At 70.2% G+C, this 19,171-nt stretch carries 13 protein-coding genes and 1 tRNA gene; 5 read left to right on the top strand and 9 right to left on the bottom strand.

What is annotated here, in order from left to right; genetic code table 11:
• Positions 1–197 precede the first annotated feature (197 nt).
• Complete coding sequence (locus tag CcI156_RS02120) at positions 198–1,295, top strand: nucleotidyltransferase (RefSeq protein WP_076804129.1); 1,098 nt, start codon at positions 198–200, stop codon at positions 1,293–1,295.
• A 32-nt stretch (positions 1,296–1,327) separates the two neighbouring features.
• On the opposite strand, the gene CcI156_RS02115 is transcribed toward CcI156_RS02120, so the two are convergent.
• From CcI156_RS02115 to CcI156_RS02080, 8 genes are all read right to left on the bottom strand, one after another.
• Positions 1,328–2,659 (bottom strand): PH domain-containing protein, encoded by a 1,332-nt coding sequence (locus CcI156_RS02115; protein ID WP_139341399.1) that lies wholly within the window; start codon positions 2,657–2,659, stop codon positions 1,328–1,330.
• Complete coding sequence (locus CcI156_RS02110; protein ID WP_076804128.1) at positions 2,656–3,141, bottom strand: PH domain-containing protein; 486 nt, start codon at positions 3,139–3,141, stop codon at positions 2,656–2,658. The genes CcI156_RS02115 and CcI156_RS02110 overlap by 4 nt, the downstream gene beginning before the upstream one ends.
• 116 nt (positions 3,142–3,257) lie before the next feature.
• Positions 3,258–5,867 carry an ATP-dependent chaperone ClpB gene (gene clpB / locus CcI156_RS02105; RefSeq protein ID WP_076804127.1) on the bottom strand — a complete coding sequence of 870 codons (2,610 nt, stop codon included), beginning with the start codon at positions 5,865–5,867 and terminating at the stop codon, positions 3,258–3,260.
• A gap of 135 nt (positions 5,868–6,002) precedes the next feature.
• Positions 6,003–6,626 carry a heat shock protein transcriptional repressor HspR gene (locus tag CcI156_RS02100; protein WP_023840675.1) on the bottom strand — a complete coding sequence of 208 codons (624 nt, stop codon included), beginning with the start codon at positions 6,624–6,626 and terminating at the stop codon, positions 6,003–6,005.
• The gene (locus CcI156_RS02095) at positions 6,623–7,813 is read right to left on the bottom strand and encodes a DnaJ C-terminal domain-containing protein (protein WP_076804126.1); all 1,191 of its coding nucleotides are present in this window, start codon (positions 7,811–7,813) and stop codon (positions 6,623–6,625) included. Before CcI156_RS02095 ends, CcI156_RS02100 begins: the two co-directional genes overlap by 4 nt.
• A gap of 102 nt (positions 7,814–7,915) precedes the next feature.
• Positions 7,916–8,731, bottom strand: coding sequence for a nucleotide exchange factor GrpE (gene grpE, locus CcI156_RS02090; RefSeq protein ID WP_011438707.1), 816 nt, complete (start codon positions 8,729–8,731; stop codon positions 7,916–7,918).
• Entirely contained in the window at positions 8,728–10,557 is a 1,830-nt protein-coding gene (dnaK, locus tag CcI156_RS02085; RefSeq protein WP_076804125.1) for a molecular chaperone DnaK, read from the bottom strand. Before dnaK ends, grpE begins: the two co-directional genes overlap by 4 nt.
• Positions 10,558–10,875: 318 nt before the next feature.
• Positions 10,876–12,105 (bottom strand): nuclease-related domain-containing protein, encoded by a 1,230-nt coding sequence (locus tag CcI156_RS02080; protein ID WP_076804171.1) that lies wholly within the window; start codon positions 12,103–12,105, stop codon positions 10,876–10,878.
• 660 nt (positions 12,106–12,765) lie between these two features.
• On the opposite strand from CcI156_RS02080, the gene CcI156_RS02075 reads away from it, so the two are divergent.
• Positions 12,766–14,985: a (Fe-S)-binding protein gene (locus CcI156_RS02075; protein ID WP_076804124.1), complete on the top strand. Its 2,220-nt coding sequence runs from the start codon at positions 12,766–12,768 to the stop codon at positions 14,983–14,985.
• Positions 14,986–15,064: 79 nt separating this feature from the next.
• On the opposite strand, the gene dcd is transcribed toward CcI156_RS02075, so the two are convergent.
• A complete protein-coding gene (gene dcd / locus CcI156_RS02070; RefSeq protein WP_011438703.1) occupies positions 15,065–15,664 on the bottom strand; it encodes a dCTP deaminase in 600 nt (199 codons plus the stop codon).
• A gap of 177 nt (positions 15,665–15,841) precedes the next feature.
• Between dcd and CcI156_RS02065 the strand changes: the two genes are divergently transcribed.
• From CcI156_RS02065 to CcI156_RS02055, 3 genes are all read left to right on the top strand, one after another.
• On the top strand, positions 15,842–16,603 hold the full coding sequence (locus CcI156_RS02065; RefSeq protein WP_076804123.1) for an HAD family phosphatase: 762 nt from the start codon (positions 15,842–15,844) through the stop codon (positions 16,601–16,603).
• A complete protein-coding gene (locus tag CcI156_RS02060; RefSeq protein WP_076804122.1) occupies positions 16,600–19,014 on the top strand; it encodes a glycoside hydrolase family 65 protein in 2,415 nt (804 codons plus the stop codon). The genes CcI156_RS02065 and CcI156_RS02060 overlap by 4 nt, the downstream gene beginning before the upstream one ends.
• Positions 19,015–19,092: 78 nt before the next feature.
• Positions 19,093–19,166 (top strand) — tRNA-Gly (locus CcI156_RS02055).
• The last annotated feature ends 5 nt before the right edge of the window (positions 19,167–19,171 follow it).

Below are 19,171 nucleotides of genomic sequence, written 5' to 3'. Positions count from 1 at the left end.
GTGGTGAACACRCCGCGCAGACAGCCCCCTGTTCAGACTGTGATGCCCTGGGGCACCATGTAAGGCGATGTCGCGACCAATGGCCGACGGGCCGAAGCTGGGCGGGGCGTCCGTGGGGGTCCGTGGGAGGGCCGTCGCGTGCCCGGGGAGGGGAGCCCGAGCGGTCCGGCRCCACCTGCGCCTGGGAGGTCAGCACCATGAGTGTGGATACCCCTCGGGGAACACCGGCCGGAGTCCGGCCGAGCGAGGTCACGTACGATCATCTGATCATTCCGCCGGACTGGCGTCGGCCGAAGGAGTCGGCGCCGGGGACGCTCAACGCTCTGTTCCCCTCCGAGGGAGGCCCCCGCGCCGAGCCTGCCGCGGCCGGCTCGACGTCGCCGATCAACCCGACAACCGGTCCGTTGACGGGTCCGTTGACGGGCCCGCTGCTGGTCGGCACCACGGCGCGTGCCTTCGCGAAACTCGACGACCTGATCCGTCTCGGTGCCGAGGACCGTGCCGTCGTCGCGGCTCGCCGCGACGAGGCGGAGCGGGCGCTGCGCGCGATCTTCCCGCCTCGTTGCGCGCTGCCGCTGGTCGGGGTCGCCACGATCGGCTCGGCGGGTCGGGACACCATGATCCGTCCGCTCGACGAGGTGGACATCTTCGCGGTCTTCTCGGCGGCCAACAGCGCCTGGAAGCGTTTCCGCTGGGACTCCCGCGACCTGCTGCTCTGCGTGCGCAACGCCATCGGCGGAGATCGAATCCAGACGATCGGTAGCCGCGGCCAGGCGCTGCGCATCGTCTACGACGCCMCTCCGGACGTCCATCTGGTGCCGGCCTTCGATCATCCGCGTGCCGGGTACGTCATACCCGATCGGGTCGGTGGCTGGCTGCCGACCCGGCCGGAGCGGCACACGAGCTGGACGGCGGACCTCGGCCCCCGGGTGATCTCGGCGGTCCGCCTGCTCAAGGCGTGGAACCGGGTGCGCGGCAGCCACCTGCGCTCCTTCCACATCGAGGCGCTCGCCGGGCAGGTCCTCGCCGGCCGCGGGCTCAACACCCGGCAGGGGCTCGCCGAGGTCTTCCGGCATCTGGACGATGTCGGCCTCACCGTGGCCGACCCGGCCGACGTCGGCGGGGACCTGTCGTCGTATCTACGCGCCGAGGACATCGAGGCGTTGGCCGAGAGTGTCCGGCTCGCCCGGATCTACTCGGCGAAGGCGGTGGACGCGGAACAGGCCGGCGATCACGAGGAGGYCGTGAATCTGTGGGGTTCCCTCTTCGGGCCGGAGTTCCCCACGTTCGGCTGAGGGCGGGGGCTCCGTTTACCCGGCGCCCCGGCTCATCCAGCGGTCCGTACGGCGTGGCGCCGACCGATCCGGGATCGTTCGGCCTGTGCGGCGGCGAGCGAGACCGCCTCGTCGGCGTCGCGCAGGCCGGCCCGCACCGTCACCGGGCCGCCGGTGGTATCGAGGTGCATGTCGGCCAACCGTAGCAGTCTGGCCAGCGGATTCTGCACGATCCGGATGCTCTGCACCTTACCGTGGGGGATGAGATCGGTGTGCCGCCGGACGATTCCCCGGCGTACGACGAAGACCGTGTCGTCCRCTCCGCAGGACAGCCGCCGCCAGTGGAGCGGGGCGAGCCAGGCGGCCCGGCGTGGCGGCCGGGTCATCGCCACCGCCGCGACATCCACTCCGGGCAGTAGCCGGCCGATCAGGGCCAGCGCATCCGCCCGGCGAGCCACCGGTAGCAGCACGGAGGGCCCGCCGCCGGCCACGTTCATCCGGAGCGTCACCCAGCCCGACCAGCGCCACAGCGCCGGTTCGCCGATGCTGATCGCCTGGACCCGTCCCGGCGGGACCGTGGCGTGGGTGCGGTTGAGCAGACCGCTGTTGATGCGCAGCCCGTCGGGTGACTCGGAGACGGTGTAGGGGTAGCCGGCCGCGAACCGGCGAAACGTCGTGTGCCAGAGGCTGCCGAGCATCGGAACGGCGCCGAGGGCGCCGGTGAGGGTACCGGTCAGCAGGGCGGGCGTGGCGATCGCGGCCACGCCGAAYAACGCCACCCACGGCGCGGGGGACAGCGCGATCGCGGCCACCAACCGCCGTGGCGGCACCTCGGCGAGTGGGCGCTGCGGTGCCTCGCCCACGTCCGGCGCGAGTCCCGCGGCGGTGGCCAGCAGCTCGGCCCGCAGCCGCTGGGCGTGACCCACCGACAGGTACCGCAGGTCGGACCCGGAGTCGGTGTCCAGTTCGGAGCGTTCCCTACCGGCGAGATCGATCCGGAGGATGGCGAGCCCCGTGACCCGGGCGAGAAGTGGTTGAGCGATGTCCACCGACTGTAACCGATCCAGCCGGACATGGCGGGTCCGTCGGACCAAGAGCCCGGTATCGAGCCGAAGATTGTCGCGTTCGACCCGGTAGCGGGTGAATCGCCAGGCGCAGTATCCGTAGGTGCCGGCGGCGGGAATCAGGAAGATCAGGGTGAGCCCGATGATGCGGGGGGTGACGTCGTCGGCGAGGTTTCTGCCGACCGTCGCCATGAACGCCACGACGATTACCCAGCCGCGCAGGAACGGGGTGAGCGGATGCAGCCGGTGAAACCCGTCCTGGCCGGGGCGTGTCGCCCGAGCCGGCGCTTCGCCGGTGGTGGACCCCCGCTCGATCGTCACAGCCCGGCCGACCGGGCTTCACCGCGTTCGGTGAGCGCGTCACGCAGCCGCGCGGCCTCGTCCGGGGCCAGGCCGGGGATGATGGCATCGCTGTCCGCGGCCGCGGTGTGCAGCTGCACCTTGGCGATGCCGAAGCGGCRCGCCAGTGGTCCGGCGGTGACGTCGACGAGCTGCATCCGGCCATACGGCACCACGATCAGGCGACGCGTCAGCACCCCGCGGCTGATCAGGAGATCGTCCTCCCGCTCGGCATAGCGCCAGGCCTGCCAGCGGAGGCCGATCGAGCGCCAGAGCCAGCCCGTCACGAGGATTGGCGCCACCGTGATCAGTATCCAGGGCCAGCCGCCGAACGCCGCCGTGATCAGCAGGGTGAGCGCCACCACCGGGACGGCTCCCACGATCAGGAGCGCCCGTCGAAGCCGCCGTAGGYCCGGTGGCAGGACCCGCCACTGCGCGGGATCCGGCAGAAGAGCGTCGTGCATTCCGCAACGATAAGTCGCACATCCGCTACGTCCGGCCCGAATCGGTCGAGGAACCGACGGCGTGCCGTCCCCACGATGGTCCTCGCCCGGTCTGCGGCGATTCGCCGGGAGGCCCGTCAGAGGGACTTGACGGTGGCGRCCTTGACCGTCAGACCCGAGCGGTCCGGCGCGGTGTTGACGAGCACCTCGTCGCCGTCCCGGATCTGCCCGCCGAGCAGTTCCTTGGCGAGCTGGTCGCCGATCGCCGTCTGGACCAGCCGCCGCAGCGGACGGGCCCCGAACACCGGGTCGTAGCCGACGTCGGAGAGCCATCCCTTGGCGGCGTCGGTGACGTTGAGGGTGATCCTCCGGTCGAGCAGCCGGGCCCGCAGCCGATCGAGCTGGAGATCGACGATGCGGGTCAGCTCGTCCCKGCCCAGCTGGTCGAAGACGAGGACGTCGTCGAGGCGGTTGAGGAACTCCGGCTTGAAGGCGTCGCGCACGGCGACCATCACCGACTCGCGGCGCACCTGCGGGCTGAGCGTGGGGTCCGCGATGAACTGCGACCCGAGGTTCGAGGTCAGGATGAGGATCGTGTTGCGGAAGTCCACCGTGCGGCCCTGGCCGTCGGTGAGCCGCCCGTCGTCGAGAACCTGCAGCAGGACGTCAAAGACGTCCGGATGGGCCTTCTCGACCTCGTCCAACAGGATGACACTGTATGGCCGGCGGCGGATCGCCTCGGTGAGCTGACCGCCGGACTCGAACCCGACGTACCCGGGTGGGGCGCCGATCAGACGGGCCACCGAGTGCTTCTCGGCATACTCGCTCATGTCGATGCGCACGATCGCCCGCTCGTCGTCGAAGAGGAAATCGGCGAGCGCCTTCGCGAGCTCGGTCTTCCCGACCCCGGTGGGCCCGAGGAAGAGGAAGGAGCCGGTCGGCCGGTCCGGGTCGGCGATCCCGGCCCTGGCCCGGCGGACCGCGTCGGAGACGGCCCGCACCGCGTCGTCCTGGCCGATGACCCGCGCGTGCAGCGCGGACTCCATACGCAGCAGCTTCGCCGTCTCGCCTTCGAGGAGGCGACCGGCCGGGATCCCGGTCCAGGCGGCGACGACCTCGGCGACGTCGTCCGGGCCGACCTCCTCGTTGAGCATCGCCCCACCGGGGGAGTCCGCGCCGGCCAGCGCGTCGGTTGCCGCCGACAGCCGCTTCTCCAACGTCGGGATGGTGCCGTACCGCAGCTCCCCGGCCTTGGCGAGGTCGAGGTCGCGCTCGGCGAGCTCCACGGCGCGCCGCGCGTTCTCCAGCTCCTCCTTGATCTTCTGAACCTCGGAGATCGAATCCTTCTCCCGGTGCCAGCGGGCCGTCAGGCTCGACAGCTCCTCACGCCGGTCGGCGAGCTCGCGCTGCAGGCGCCCCCGCCGCTCGCGGGAGGCCTCGTCGTTCTCCTTGGACAGCGCCATGTCCTCGATCTCCAGGCGGCGCACGGCGCGTTCGAGTTCGTCGATCGCCACCGGCCGGCTGTCGATCTCCATGCGGAGCCGGGACGCGGCCTCGTCGACCAGGTCGATCGCCTTGTCCGGCAGGAAGCGCGCGGTGACGTAGCGGTCGGACAGGGTGGCCGCGGCGACCAGCGCGGTGTCGGTGATGCGCACGCCGTGGTGCACCTCGTAGCGTTCCTTGAGCCCGCGCAGGATGCCGATGGTGTCCTCGACCGTCGGCTCGCCGACGAGGACCGGCTGGAAGCGACGCTCCAGCGCCGGGTCCTTCTCGATCCGGGTGCGGTACTCCTCCAGGGTGGTGGCGCCGATCATGCGCAGCTCGCCGCGGGCGAGCATCGGCTTGAGCATGTTGCCGGCGTCCATCGCTCCTTCCGCCGCACCGGCGCCGACGACGGTGTGCAGCTCGTCGATGAAGGTGATGATCTGACCCTCGGCCTCGCGGATCTCGTTGAGGACAGAGGTCAGCCGCTCCTCGAACTCGCCGCGCAGCTTGGAGCCGGCAACCATCGAACCGAGGTCGAGCGAGACGATGCGCCGGCCGCGCAGCGACTCGGGCACGTCACCCGCGACGACCCGCAGCGCGAGCCCTTCGACGATGGCCGTCTTGCCGACCCCGGGCTCGCCGATGAGGACCGGGTTGTTCTTCGTCCGCCGCGACAGCACCTGGATGACGCGGCGGATCTCGGCGTCGCGGCCGATCACCGGGTCCAGCTTGCCCTGCTGCGCACGCTCGGTGAGGTCGATGGAGTACTTCTCCAACGCGCGGTAGGAGCCCTCCGGGTCCCGGCTGGTCACCCGCCGGGCGCCGCCGCGCACCTTCTCGAAGGCGCCGCGCAGCGCGTCGGGCGTGGCGCCGGCGGAGGTGAGGATCCGCCCGGCCTCGCCCCCCTCCTCGGCGAGTGCCACGACCAGATGCTCGACCGAAGTGTATTCGTCACCCAGCTGACCGGCCTGCCGCTCGGCGTTGTTCAGCACCGCGATGAGCTGGCGGGACAGCTGCGGCGGGGACACGCTCAGGCCCGTCGCGCGGGGCAGCCGCGTCACCGCGGCCTCGGCTCGGGAGCGCACCGTGTCGACCGAGGTGCCCGCGGACGCCAGCAGTGCCGCGCCGACCCCGTCGGACGCTTCGAGCAGGGCGTTGAGCAGGTGGAGGGGGTCGACGAGGGGTGACCCGTCGGCGGTGGCTCGACTGATCGCTGCGGAGAGTGCCTCCTGCGACCGGGCGGTGAGGCGTTCAGCGTTCATGGCGGATCCCAGATGGTCGGATGGCGTGCACCGTCGCTTTTTCAACGCTCAGCATACCTGAGTCGTTCCCACTCAACCCTGCGGGCGCGCCGCGATGAACCTCCCGCATCCGTTCGCCGGCTCCGCCCCGGCCGGTCAGCGGCGGGGCAGCGGCCGCCAGACCACGAGCGCGCCGCGATCCACCGGGACGAGGTCACGCCGGTGACTGGCATGCGCCTCGGCCACCGCGCGGTCCGCGTCGGCGCGGGACCGGGCGAGCTCCTCGGTGAGCTGACGCACCTGCGCCTGCAGCGCCATCACCTGGGCGCTCAACCGGAGGATCTGCTTGACCCCCTCCAGGTTGACGCCTTCCTCCTGGGACAGTCGCTGCACCTCGCGCAGCAACGCCACATCCCGGGCGGAGTAACGACGCCCCCGCCCGGCCGTGCGCCCAGGCGTGACCAGCCCGAGCCGGTCGTAGGACCGCAGGGTCTGGGGATGCATCCCGGCGAGCTGCGCGGCGATCGAGATGACGTAGACCGGTGCGTCCTCGTCGTGGGCCGGACCCGGCAGCGGGCCGGCGGGGTAGTAGCCCTCCGGTCGAACCTCGGTGTCCGGCCGAACCTCGGTGTCCGGCCGAACCTCGGTGGGGGACGCCGCCGGCCCCCGCTGGAGCTGCCGTTCCCCTGTTCGCCCTGCCCCCATTGTTCGCCCTGTTCCCGTCGCTCGCCCACGCCGGGCGGGCGGCGGGTCGGATGTGCGGTTCGGCCGCCCGGTCATCCGCCTGCCTCCATCCGTTCCATCAACGGCGCCCGTGGGTCCTCGGGATGGGCCTGGGCGAACTCCAGCAACGCCGTACGTGCCCGTGGCGAGAGATCACTCGGCTTCGGTACCGTCACCTCGAGGGTGACGATGAGGTCCCCGTTCCCGCCTCCGGCTGTGGGGACACCCCGCCCGCGGGCCCGCAGGCGTCGACCGCTGGAGGTCCCCGCCGGCACCTTCATCGTRAGCGGAGCACCGTCCAGGGTCGGCACCCGTATCGATGCGCCGAGCGCGGCCTCGGTGATCGTCACGGGGAGAGTAATCGCCAGGTTGCTCCCCTCCCGCTCGAACACCGGATGGCGCAGCACGTGCACCGTCACCTCGAGGTCGCCGGCCGGTCCGCCCYGTTCGCCGGGTATACCACGCCCCCGGACCCGCAGCCGCTGTCCGTCGCTCACCCCGGCTGGGATGCGGATGCGCTGCTCACGCTCACGCCGGCCGGTGCCCCGGCAGTCCGGGCAGGGATGGTCGATCAGGGTGCCCTTGCCCAGGCAGTCGCGGCAGGGCTCGGAGAGCGCGAAGCCACCCTGGGAGCGGGAGACCACACCTAGCCCACGGCRGGTCGGGCAGGTGCGCGGCGTCGTGCCGGGACGCGCCCCGCTGCCGGTGCAGGTGGTACAGGTCGCGGCCCCGGGAAGCCGGACCGACGCCTCCAGGCCGGTCAGCGACTTCTCGAAGGGGATCGTGACCTCGGCCTCGATGTCGGCACCCCGACGCGGACCGCGTCCGGGTGACGACCGCTGGAACAGGTTGTCGAAGATGCCGCCGAGGCCGCCGTTCGCCCCCCCGAGAAGGTCGTCGAGGTTGAGGTTCGGCCCGCTGCCGTAGCCCGTGCCGGGCGCGCCGAACCCGCCGTAACCCCCGGCTCGGCCAGGCCCGCCGAAGCCGCCGCCGGGACGACCGCCGGCCGCGAACAGCGCGCGGGCCTCGTCGTACTCCCGTCGACGGCCCTCGTCCGAGAGAACGTCGTAGGCCTCGGAGACCTCCTTGAAGCGCGCCTCGGCCTTGGCGTCCCCCGGGTTCTTGTCGGGGTGCAGCTCACGGGCCAGCCCGCGGTACGCCTTCTTGATGTCGGTCGCCGAGGCGTCCTTTGGAACGCCGAGAGCGGCGTAATAGTCCTTCTCGACCATGTCGCGAACACTCACGGCGCCCCTCCTTCCCTCATGATGTCGTCCGCGCGAGGCGGTGGCCCGCCGTGTCCGTCAGACCCCGGCTCGCGGACGGCCGGACGGACCTGGCTCCCCTTTTCAGCCGGCGCTGACAGTGGGCCCGCCGTTGTCCGGGCCGGGCACACTGCCCGTGTCATCGGGGACCGATGTCGGCCGATCCGGCGGTCCGCCTGCCTGGCCCGGGCCGCTCCCCGGCACCTCGCCGGCCCCGGCGACGACCTCCGCCTCGACCGGCTGATCGACGATCTCGTCCACCTCGCCCGACGGTTCCGCGACCGACACCTGCGCGGGCCGCAACACCTTGCCCGCGTGCAGGTAACCCGCCCGGAAGACGTCCACGCAGGTCGGCCCGCTCACGTCCGACCGGTAGGAGTGCATCAGGGCCTCGTGGACCGACGGGTCGAACTCGTCGCCCTTCGCCCCGTAGCGCTCCAGCCCGGTCGCCTCCAGGGCCGCCTCCAGGGCCTCCGCGATCGCCTTGAACGGGCCTTCCAGATCGCCGTGGTCACGAGCCCGGCCGATGTCGTCGAGGGTCGACAGCAGACTCGCCAGCAGTTTCGCCGTCGCCTGCTCGCCGATCTGCTGACGGTCTCGCTCGACCCGCCGACGGTAGTTGTCGAACTCGGCCTTCAGGCGCTGCAGGTCCGCGGTCCGCTCGGTGACCTGCTGGCGCAGCGACGCCACGAGCTCACCGTCACCCTCACCCGCCGGGACTCCGGCGGGTGGAACCTCCGTGGCCGTCGGGCCGGGAGGCGCGGCCGCCTCCGGCCGGACCTCGCCGCTCTCCGGATCGATCCGGCGCCGGTCCCGCACCACCACCGGGGGCTCTTCGGCCTCGTCCCGGCCGTCGGGCCGAGACGAACCCCACCAGTCCGCGGCCTGGCCTGAGGTCACTTCTTGTCCTCCTCATCCACGATCTCCGCGTCGACCACGTCGTCGTCGGCTGCTCCGGCGCCGCCGGAGGCACCCGCGCCCTCCTGGGCGGCCTGCGCGTACATGGCCTGGCCCATCGCCTGGCTCGCCGCGGCCAGCGCGTCGGCCGCCTCGCGGATCGCCGCCGTGTCGGTGCCGGCGACGGCGCCCCGCAGCGTGCCGAGCTTCTCCTCCACGTCGCTCTTCACCGCGGCGTCGATCTTTTCGCCGTTCTCGGCGAGGAACCGCTCGGTCGAGTAGACGAGCGTCTCGGCCTTGTTGCGGGTCTCGGCCTCCTCCCGGCGCCTGCGGTCCTCCTCGGCGTACTGCTCGGCGTCGCGGACCATGCGGTCGATGTCGTCCTTCGGCAGCGCCGAGCCGCCGGTGATGGTCATCGACTGCTCCTTGCCGGTGCCCAGGTCCTTCGCGGACACGTGCACGATGCCGTTCGCGTCGATGTCGAAGGTGACCTCGATCTGGGGCATGCCCCGCGGGGCGGGMGGCAGGCCGGTCAGCTCGAACATGCCKAGCTTCTTGTTGTAGGCGGCCATCTCGCGCTCGCCCTGGAAGACCTGGATCTGCACGGAGGGCTGGCTGTCCTCGGCGGTGGTGAAGATCTCCGAGCGCTTGGTGGGGATCGTGGTGTTGCGCTCGATGAGCTTGGTCATGATCCCCCCCTTCGTCTCGATGCCGAGCGAGAGCGGGGTGACGTCGAGGAGCAGGACGTCCTTGACTTCGCCCTTGAGCACGCCGGCCTGCAGCGAGGCGCCGACGGCGACGACCTCGTCCGGGTTGACGCCCTTGTTCGGCTCCTTGCCCCCGGTCAGCTCGCGGACCAGCTCGACGACGGCGGGCATCCGGGTGGAACCACCGACGAGGACGACGTGGTCAATGTCGCTGACCTTGATCCCCGCGTCCTTCACCGCCTGCTGGAAGGGGTGCCTGCAGCGGTCGATGAGGTCGGAGGTCATCCGCTGGAACTCGGCGCGCGACAGCGAGACGTCGAGGTGCAGGGGACCCTCGGCCGACGCGGTGATGTAGGGCAGGTTGATCGCGGTCTGGGTGGACTGCGAAAGCTCGATCTTCGCCTTCTCGGCGGCCTCCCGCAGCCGCTGCAGGGCCATCTTGTCCTTGCCGAGGTCGACCCCGTGCTGGCCGTTGAAGGTCTTGATCAGGTGGTCGGTGATGCGCTGATCCCAGTCGTCACCACCGAGGTGGGTGTCACCGGAGGTGGACTTCACCTCGACGACACCGTCGCCGATCTCCAGCAGGGAGACGTCGAAGGTGCCGCCACCGAGGTCGAAGACCAGGATGGTCTGCTCCTTCTCGCCCTTGTCCAACCCGTAGGCGAGGGCCGCGGCGGTCGGCTCGTTGACAATCCGCAGGACGTTGAGCCCGGCGATCGTGCCCGCCTCGGTGGTGGCCTGACGCTGGGCGTCGTCGAAGTACGCCGGGACGGTGATGACCGCGTCCGTAACCGTCTCACCGAGGTAGGACTCGGCGYCCCGCTTCAGCTTCTGCAGGATGAACGCGCTGATCTCCTGGGGCGTGAGATCCTTCGCGTCGACCTTCATCTTCCAGTCGGTGCCCATGTGGCGTTTGACCGACCGGATGGTGCGCTCGACGTTCGTCACCGCCYGACGCTTGGCGACCTCGCCGACCAGGACCTCGCCGTTCTTCGCGAAAGCCACGACCGACGGGGTCGTCCGGGAGCCCTCGGCGTTGGCGATCACCGTGGGTTCGCCGCCCTCGAGCACGCTCACGACGGAGTTCGTGGTGCCGAGGTCGATACCGACCGCTCGTGCCATGTCTGTGTGCCTTTCGATCATGTCGGTGGCGCCGATCAGACGGGCGCACCGACCTCGTGGGGATGGAACCTGTCGGTGAACCGAGGCTTGAGGATCACTCCGGGACGCCTCGGTTCCGCCAACGTTAAGTCAGGTCGGTGTATTGAGTCGCTCTGACTCATGATGACGGCTCCCATCATAGCCCGACAGAGGTGAGCCTGACACGCTCAACTTTATGTGTGGCCGGGAAATTCCCGCCAGCGTCGCCGGGCGGGACCGGAAGGGGAGCCGGCGGGAGGAGCCGGCAGGGCGTGGAATGGGAGGTGGAACGGGAGAGCGTCAGCTTCCGGCGGGTGGCTGCGGGGCCGAGCCACCCGCGRCATCGTCGCCACCCGCGGCACCGTCGCCGGGCGCCTGGCCGGCGTCGGGGTCCGTCGTCTCCCGGGGCGGTCGGACGGCGGCCAGGATGCGCCCGCGGCGGGCCCCCGGGCGTGGCCGTCCGCCCGCGCGTGATCCGAGCCGGGGAACCGGCCCCATGCCGGCAGCCGACGGACCGTCCGGCCCGCCGCTCGTGGCCTCGCCGGCGCCCGCCCGGCCGGGAACCGCGAGTGGCATTCCGGTCCGGTTGATGAGGTCGGCCTGCCGGCCCAGGTCGGACTCGATCTGGGCGAGCCGGTCGAGCATCTCGGAAGCGTCCCCGTCGCGCTCACGGATCGTGCGCAGCGCATCCATCAGGGTCAGCCACTGGTCCCGACCGACGGTGATCTGTTCGGCGAGGCGGTTGGCCGAGTAGGCCGGAAACAGCCGTTCCGTGGCGGCGACGATCTGCTGGACCTCACCGGGGTTGAGTCGGCCGGGCTTGCGCCGGATGTAGTTGACGACGTCCTTGATGCTGATGATCGTCACTCCGTCGAGGGCGCCGTCGCTCCACAGGACGTTGGCCTCGACCATCACCAGGATCGGACTTATCGGGATCTTAAGCATCGGCAGTGCCGCGCGGATCTGGTTGCGGACCTCGCCACCCAACCAGGCGGTGCGGTCGATCGGGGGTTTGAGTGACTCTCCGTCACAGGTCGCCCCACCCTTCTTGTACCGCACGGTGCCCTTGTTGTTGTYGCTGCTGAGCACCATCACCCCGCCGGGCCCGACCAGGAGGTGACCGATGGTCGCCTCGGAGTAGGGGACGGCCCGGTCGTGCAGGATGACGTACCCTTGGCGGCGCAGCCGGGCGATGGCGCGCGCGGTCCTGCGCTCCGCCTCGGCCCCCTCGCGCAGCGACTCGACRTCGGGGGCGGTCCCGAACGAGGCGATCACGATCCCGGCCGGCCAGGCGATGAAGACCAGCAGGAACACGACGACCGCGACCGTGGGCAGCCCTAGGCCGAAGCCGATGACGAGGGCGAGAGCGAGTCCTACCAGGGCCGAGCGCACCGCGGTGCGGGGTACCTCGCRGCTCAGCTTGTCCCGCCGCACGAGTGCCTGGTTTTCCCTGGCCCGGAGGTACTCCGTCTGCAGGGAGTGTCCAGGGCGGCCGACTCGGGTCATCGTCGGCCGGGTGATCGTCGCCATCGTGCCCACCATGTTCGCAGGGTCGTCGTTCGCGGAGTTGTCGTTCGCGGAGTTGTCGTTCGCGGGGTCGTCAACGTCGGTAGGGCCCGTCCGCCGGAGCACGCCGGGCGTCGTCGCGGCAGCGCTGGCACCGGGCCCAGGCACAACGTGAAGGTGGCGAGCACCGCGGGACACACGATCGCCCGGTCACCGTGGGCGAAGGCTGTCCTTATGGTGCGTCGAAGCACCTGCCGGCACAAGGGTTGACCTCGTCGGCCCGGGAGGCTCCCGGCGGGGGAGCGACGTTCCGGGATGGCGGGATCCGGGGCGCCGTGGTAGTCGTGACGGTGCGAGGCGTTGCGTGTCGGTTGGGCATCTGCCGCTGAACGTAGCAGTCCCGTGCACCTCGCGCGGACGATCGGGCCTTCGGACCCCSTATATCGGGCCGCTCGGACCACGTCGTGGCAGGGTCGACGGTGAGCGGGTTCGCTGTCGGCCTCATAGTGCCCCTACGTCCGGGGTGGGGACCCGGACAGACGGGTTGGCCGGGAGGTTGGGACCGGACCCGCCCATACGGTGGCGCGGGCCACTTGTCCGGGTGGCGTGAGCCACTCGTCCCATACGTTGCTGGTCGGTACGAGCAGGCTCGCCCGCGATAGTGGGTGCCAGATGGAGGATGCTGTGAGAATTGCGATCGGTGGAGCGATCACGCTGATTGCTCTCGCGGTTGCCGGGCGTCGGGTTTTCTGGCTGTTCCGGCTGATCGGGTCCGGCCAGCCGGCCGAGGGCCGGCTCGACGACCTGCCGACCCGCGTCTGGACGGAGATCAGCGAGGTCGGGGGGCAGCGCAAGCTGCTGAAGTGGTCGGTGCCCGGGGCGGCCCACTTCTTCACCTTCTGGGGCTTCACGATCCTGCTGCTGACCGTCATCGAGGCCTACGGCGGCCTGTTCGACGACGACTTCCACATCCCGGGATTCGGGCACTGGGCGGCCATCGGCTTCCTCGAGGACTTCTTCGCCGTGGYGGTCCTCGCCGGCCTGGTCGCCTTCACGATCATCCGGTTGAAGAACGCCCCGGCGCGGCTGGAGCGCAAGTCGCGATTCTACGGCTCGCACACCGGGCCGGCCTGGGTCATCCTCGGCCTGATCACCGCCGTTATCGTGACGCTGCTGCTCTACCGTGGTGCCCAGTACAACACCGGCAACCTCCCGCAGGGCCAGACGAAGTGGGCCTTCGCGTCCTACGCTGTGAGCCGCATCTTCTCCGGTCTCTCCCACGATGTGAACGAGGGCATCGAGACGGCCTTCCTGCTGCTCAACATCGCGGTGATCATGGGCTTCTCGGTGCTGGTGGTCTACTCGAAGCACCTGCACATCGGCCTGGYCCCGATCAACGTCGTGCTCAAGCGCCAGCCGGTGGCCCTCGGCCCGCTGGCCACCACTCCCGACATCGAGAAGCTGATGGAGGAGGACGAGCCGGTCGTCGGCGTCGGCAAGGTCGAGGACTTCTCCTGGAAGGCCATGCTCGACTTCGCCACCTGCACCGAGTGCGGGCGGTGCCAGAGCCAGTGCCCGGCGTGGAACACAGGCAAGCCGCTGTCGCCGAAGTTGTTGATCATGGATCTGCGTGACCACCTCTTCGCCAAGGCGCCCTACCTGCTGTCCACCGAAGGCGCGGCGGAGGGTGAGGAGGCGCCGAAGGCGGTCACCGGGATCGCCGAGGACGCCTCCGCCTCCCACACCGTGCACCACGTGCCCGAGTCCGGCTTCGGCCGGGTGCCGCAGCCCGGTCAGCCGCAGGTCGACCGGCCGCTGGTCGGCACCGAGGAGGAGGGYGGGGTCATCGATCCCGACGTCCTGTGGTCGTGCACCAACTGCGGCGCGYGCGTCGAACAGTGTCCGGTGGACATCGAGCATGTCGACCACATCGTCGACATGCGTCGCTACCAGGTGATGATCGAGTCGGCGTTCCCGTCCGAGGCCGGCGTCATGCTGCGCAACCTTGAGAACAACGGCAACCCGTGGGGCGTCTCGCCGCGGACCCGCACCGAGTGGACCGAGGGCCTGCCCTTCGAGGTGCGTGTCCTCGGCGACGGTGAGCAGATCCCCGACGACGTCGAGTACCTGTACTGGGTCGGCTGCGCCGGGGCGATCGAGGACCGCGCCAAAAAGGTCGCGCGGGCCTTCGCGGAGCTCCTGCACACTGCCGGGGTCGAGTTCGCGATCCTCGGTACGAACGAGTCCTGCACCGGGGACCCGGCGCGCCGKCTCGGCAACGAGTACCTGTACCAGGAGATGGCCAAGGCGAACATCGAGCTGCTGAACGCCACGGGCGTCAAGAAGATCGTTGCCACCTGCCCGCACTGCTTCAACAGCCTCGCCCGGGAATACTCGGCCCTCGGCGGTCAGTACGAGGTCGTCCACCACACCCAGCTGCTCGGCAAACTGGTCGAGGAGCGCAAGCTGGTACCGGTGACCCGGGTGGAGTCGTCGGTCACCTACCACGACCCCTGCTTCCTCGGGCGGCACAACAAGGTCTACACCCCGCCGCGGGAGATCCTGGCGGCGATTCCGGGCATCCGGGGCCAGGAGATGCACCGCTGCAAGGACCGCGGCTTCTGCTGCGGTGCCGGCGGCGCGCGGATGTGGATGGAGGAGAAGATCGGTAAGCGGGTCAACGTGGACCGGATGGAGGAGGCCCTCGGCCTCGACCCGGACGTCGTGTCCACCGCCTGCCCGTTCTGCATCGTGATGCTCACCGATGCCGTCACCGAGAAGAAGCTGAGCGGCGAGGCGAAGGACGGTGTCGAGGTACTCGACGTCTCCCAGCTCCTGGCCCGTTCGCTGGCGCCGTCGGCGCCAGCGGCTCCGACCGAGGCGTCCGCCGAGCCTGTCGGCTAAATTGCGTCCCTGCCTTTCCAGAGGGATAAATCGGACATAAAACCCTCWGGAAAGGCGAGGAAGCTGAAAGACAAGGAAGTCAGCCTGGGGGGATCTCCCCGTTCGGGACCGGTGCGCGGGTGAAGTCCCGGTAGGCCCTCGACGGGGTCGGGCCGCGCTGACCCTGGTAGCGCGAACCGTAGATGGTCGAGCCGTACGAGTGCTCGGCCGGCGAGGACAGCCGGAACAGGCAGAGCTGGCCGATCTTCATGCCGGGCCAGAGTTTGATCGGCAGCGTCGCCACGTTCGACAGTTCCAGCGTGACGTGCCCGGAGAAGCCGGGGTCGATGAAGCCCGCCGTCGAGTGCGTGAGCAGCCCGAGCCGGCCGAGACTCGACTTCCCTTCCAGCCGGCCRGCGAGATCGTCGGGCAGGGTGACGATCTCCAGCGTCGAGCCGAGGACGAACTCGCCCGGATGCAGGACGAACGGCTCGTCGCCCTCCGGGGCGATGAGCTCGGTGAGATCCTCCTGCTCAAGAGAGGGATCAATGTGGCTGTACCGGTGGTTGGCGAAGACCCGGAACCAGCGGTCCAGCCGTAGATCGATGCTGGACGGCTGGATGAGGCCAGGGTCGTGGGGGTCGAGACGGATCCGGCCCGTGGCGATCTCGGTCCGGATGTCCCGGTCGGACAACAGCACGTCCCGGACGTTAGAGCATGAGCGGTCGATCTTCACCGTCCACCCGGAGGAGGATGGGGCCGCGTGGAAGAGTGAGACGGAGCGTGACCCGGGTAGGAGGCACGTGGYCGGTCGATGAATACCCGGTCGGACGGGTGCCCCCGGGGAAGGCTGGGGCGGAAGGGACAGGCGGGACGGATGCTCGGGCTACCCGATCACATCGAGGCATGTCTGTTCGACCTGGATGGCGTGCTGACGAACACCGCGACGATCCACGCGGCCGCGKGGAAAGAGACGTTCGACGATTTCCTGGAGAACTGGGCCAAGCGGTCGGGAGAGCCGTTCGTCCCCTTCGACCTCGAGCATGACTATGTCGAGTACGTTGACGGCCGGCCCAGGATCGACGGTGTGCGAGCCTTTCTCGACGCCCGTCACATCAGGCTTCCCGACGGAACACCGGACGACCCGCCGTCCGCGCTCACCGTGCATGGGCTGTCCAACCGGAAGAACTTCCTCCTGCTGGAACGGATTCGGAGGGACAGCGTGGACATCTATCCCGGCTCGGTGACGTATCTGCGGGAACTGGCCACGCGGGGGATCCCCCGCGTGGTCGTCTCCTCCAGCGCCAACTGCGCCGAGGTGTTGAAGGCGACTGGGCTTGACGCCCTCGTTGACGGAGCGGTGGACGGCCTCGTTGCCGCCCGTGACCACCTCGCCGGAAAGCCCGCGCCCGACACCTTCCTCGCCGGCGCCCGGCTGCTCGGGGTGCCGCCGCGGCGGGCGGCGGTGTTCGAGGACGCCCTGGCCGGCGTCGAGGCGGGGCGGGCCGGCGGGTTCGGCTGGGTCGTGGGGATCGACCGGGTGGGGCACGCCGCCGCGTTGCGCGCCCACGGGGCCGACATCGTGGTGAACGACCTGGCGGACCTGCTCGGCCACGGCTCCGGGCCCGGCCCCGAATGATCGACAAAGCGTCCTATCTGATCGAGTCGTGGTCCATCCAGGAGTCCGGTCTCGACATCTCCGATCTGGGCCGCTCCGAGTCATTGTTCGCCCTGTCCAACGGCCATATCGGGCTCCGGGGAAACCTCGACGAGGGCGATCCGCACGGCCTGCCGGGCACCTACCTGAACTCGGTCCACGAGCTGCGGCCCCTGCCCTATGCCGAGGCCGGCTACGGATATCCAGAGTCCGGCCAGACGGTCATCAACGTCACCAACGGCAAGGTGATCCGTCTACTTGTCGACGACGAGYCGTTTGACATCCGCTATGGCGATCTGCGGTCGCATCAGCGGGCGATCGACTTCCGGGAGGGCGTGCTCCGGCGGGACGTGGAATGGGTCTCGCCGGCGGGGCAGACTATCCGGGTGCACTCCGAGCGGCTGGTGTCGTTCTCGCAGCGTTCCATCGCGGCCGTGTACTACGAGATCGAGCCGGTGGGCGACCCGGCGCGGGTCGTCATCCAGTCGGAGCTGGTGGCCAACGAGCAGCTGCCGGCCTGGCACGGTGACCCGCGGGCCGCGTCCGCGCTGGAGTCGCCGCTGCGATCCGAGCGCCATCGGGCGAGCGGCACGATGGTTGAGCTCGTCCACATCACCCACCGCAGCGAGATCCGTGTCGCCGCGGCCATGGACCACGAGTTTGCCGGGCCGGACTCGCTGGGTGTCTCCTCGGAGAGCGAGCCGGACGCCGGCCGGGTGACGGCCACGGCGGTACTCGCCCCGGGCGAGAAGCTGCGGATGGTCAAGTTCATCGCCTACGGCTGGTCGGAGCAACGGTCCCTGCCGGCCCTCAGAGACCAAGCGGCCGCGGCGCTGGTCGCAGCGCGGCAGACCGGGTGGCCCGGTCTCGTCGCCGAGCAGCGGCAGTACCTGGATGCCTTCTGGAAGCGGGCCGACGTCGAGGTCGACGGCGATCCGGAGGTGCAGCAGGCCGTTCGCTTCGCGCTGTTCCACGTCCTGCAGGMCGGATCGCGGGCCGAGCGGCGGGCGATCCCGGCCAAGGGCCTGACCGGCCCCGGCTACGACGGGCACGCCTTCTGGGACTCCGAGTCGTACGTGCTCCCCGTCCTGACGTACACCGCGCCCGACGCGGCCGCCGACGCGCTGCGCTGGCGGTACGCGACTCTGCCGCTGGCCAGGGAACGAGCCGATCTGCTCAATCTGAAGGGCGCCGTCTTCCCCTGGCGCACCATCCACGGAGAGGAGTGCTCCGGATACTGGCCAGCCGGGACGGCCGCCTTCCACGTCAACGCCGACATCGCCGACGCGGTCGCCCGCTACGTCACCATCACCGGGGACGAGCGGTTCGAGCGCACGGTGGGGCTGGAGATCCTGATCGAGACCGCCCGGCTGTGGCGGTCGCTGGGACATCACGACCTCGACGGCCGCTTCCGGATCGACGGTGTCACGGGCCCGGACGAGTACTCGGCCATCGCCGACAACAACGTCTACACGAACCTGATGGCGCAGCGGAACCTCGTGGCCGCGGCGGACGCCGCCCGCCGCCATCCCGACCGGGCCGCCGAGCTGGGCGTGGACGCCGAGGTCACGGCGTCCTGGCGGGACGCGGCCGAGAACATGTTCATCCCCTACGACCCCCATCTCGGCGTCCATCCGCAGTCCGAGGGATTCACCGAACACCAGGTCTGGGACTTCGCGAACACCGCGCCCGAGCAGTACCCTCTGCTGCTGCACTTCCCGTACTTCGACCTCTACCGCAAGCAGGTCATCAAGCAGGCGGACCTGGTCCTGGCGATGCAGCGCCGGGGTGACGCCTTCACGATGGACGAGAAGATCCGCAACTTCGCCTACTACGAAGCTCTGACGGTTCGGGACTCGTCACTGTCGGCATGCTCCCAGGCGGTGCTGGCCGCTGAGTGTGGGCACCTGTCGCTCGCCCATGACTACCTGCGCGAAGCCGCCCTGATGGATCTGCATGACATCGAGCACAACACCGGAGATGGGCTGCACATGGCCTCCCTCGCGGGAAGYTGGATCGCCCTCGTCGAGGGCTTCGGTGGGCTGCGTGACGGCGGTGAGGTGATCTCGTTCGCGCCGCGGTTGCCCGAGGGACTGACCAGGCTGGCCTTCGGGCTCTGTGTCCGCGGGCGGCACCTGCGGGTGGAGGTCTCCGACTCGACGGCCGTCTACACCGTCCCCGCGGGGCCGGCGATGACGTTGCTGCACCACGGCAAGACCGTCCGGGTGGTTCCCGGCCAGCCGGTCAGCATGGAGGTCCCGCCGACGCCCGTCCTGGAACGGCCGAAGCAGCCCTCGGGCCGGGAGCCGCTGYGCTTCCTGCGCCTGCCCGGGACCGGCGGCCGTATCGGTCCTACCGGCCCTAGCGGTTCCGTCAACAGCATCGACGGCTGACTCCGGACGCGCCGGACGCGCCGGACAGCCCGGGGCCCCACCCGACCCGGTCCGTCCGGTACGATGCGAATGCGCTACGCGGGCGTAGTTCAGAGGCAGAACACGAGCTTCCCAAGCTTGCAACGCGGGTTCGATTCCCGTCGCCCGCTCCACTCTG

The organism is Frankia sp. CcI156, from assembly GCF_001983015.1.
Taxonomy (GTDB): domain Bacteria; phylum Actinomycetota; class Actinomycetes; order Frankiales; family Frankiaceae; genus Frankia; species Frankia casuarinae.
Note: the sequence above shows the minus strand (reverse complement) of the source record. Positions and strands in the feature narration are given on the sequence as shown.

Bases quoted from the DNA above. Each gene is read 5' to 3' on its own strand.
- CcI156_RS02100 (WP_023840675.1), bottom strand. From the start codon at position 6,626: ATGACCGGGCGGCCGAACCGCACATCCGACCCGCCGCCCGCCCGGCGT.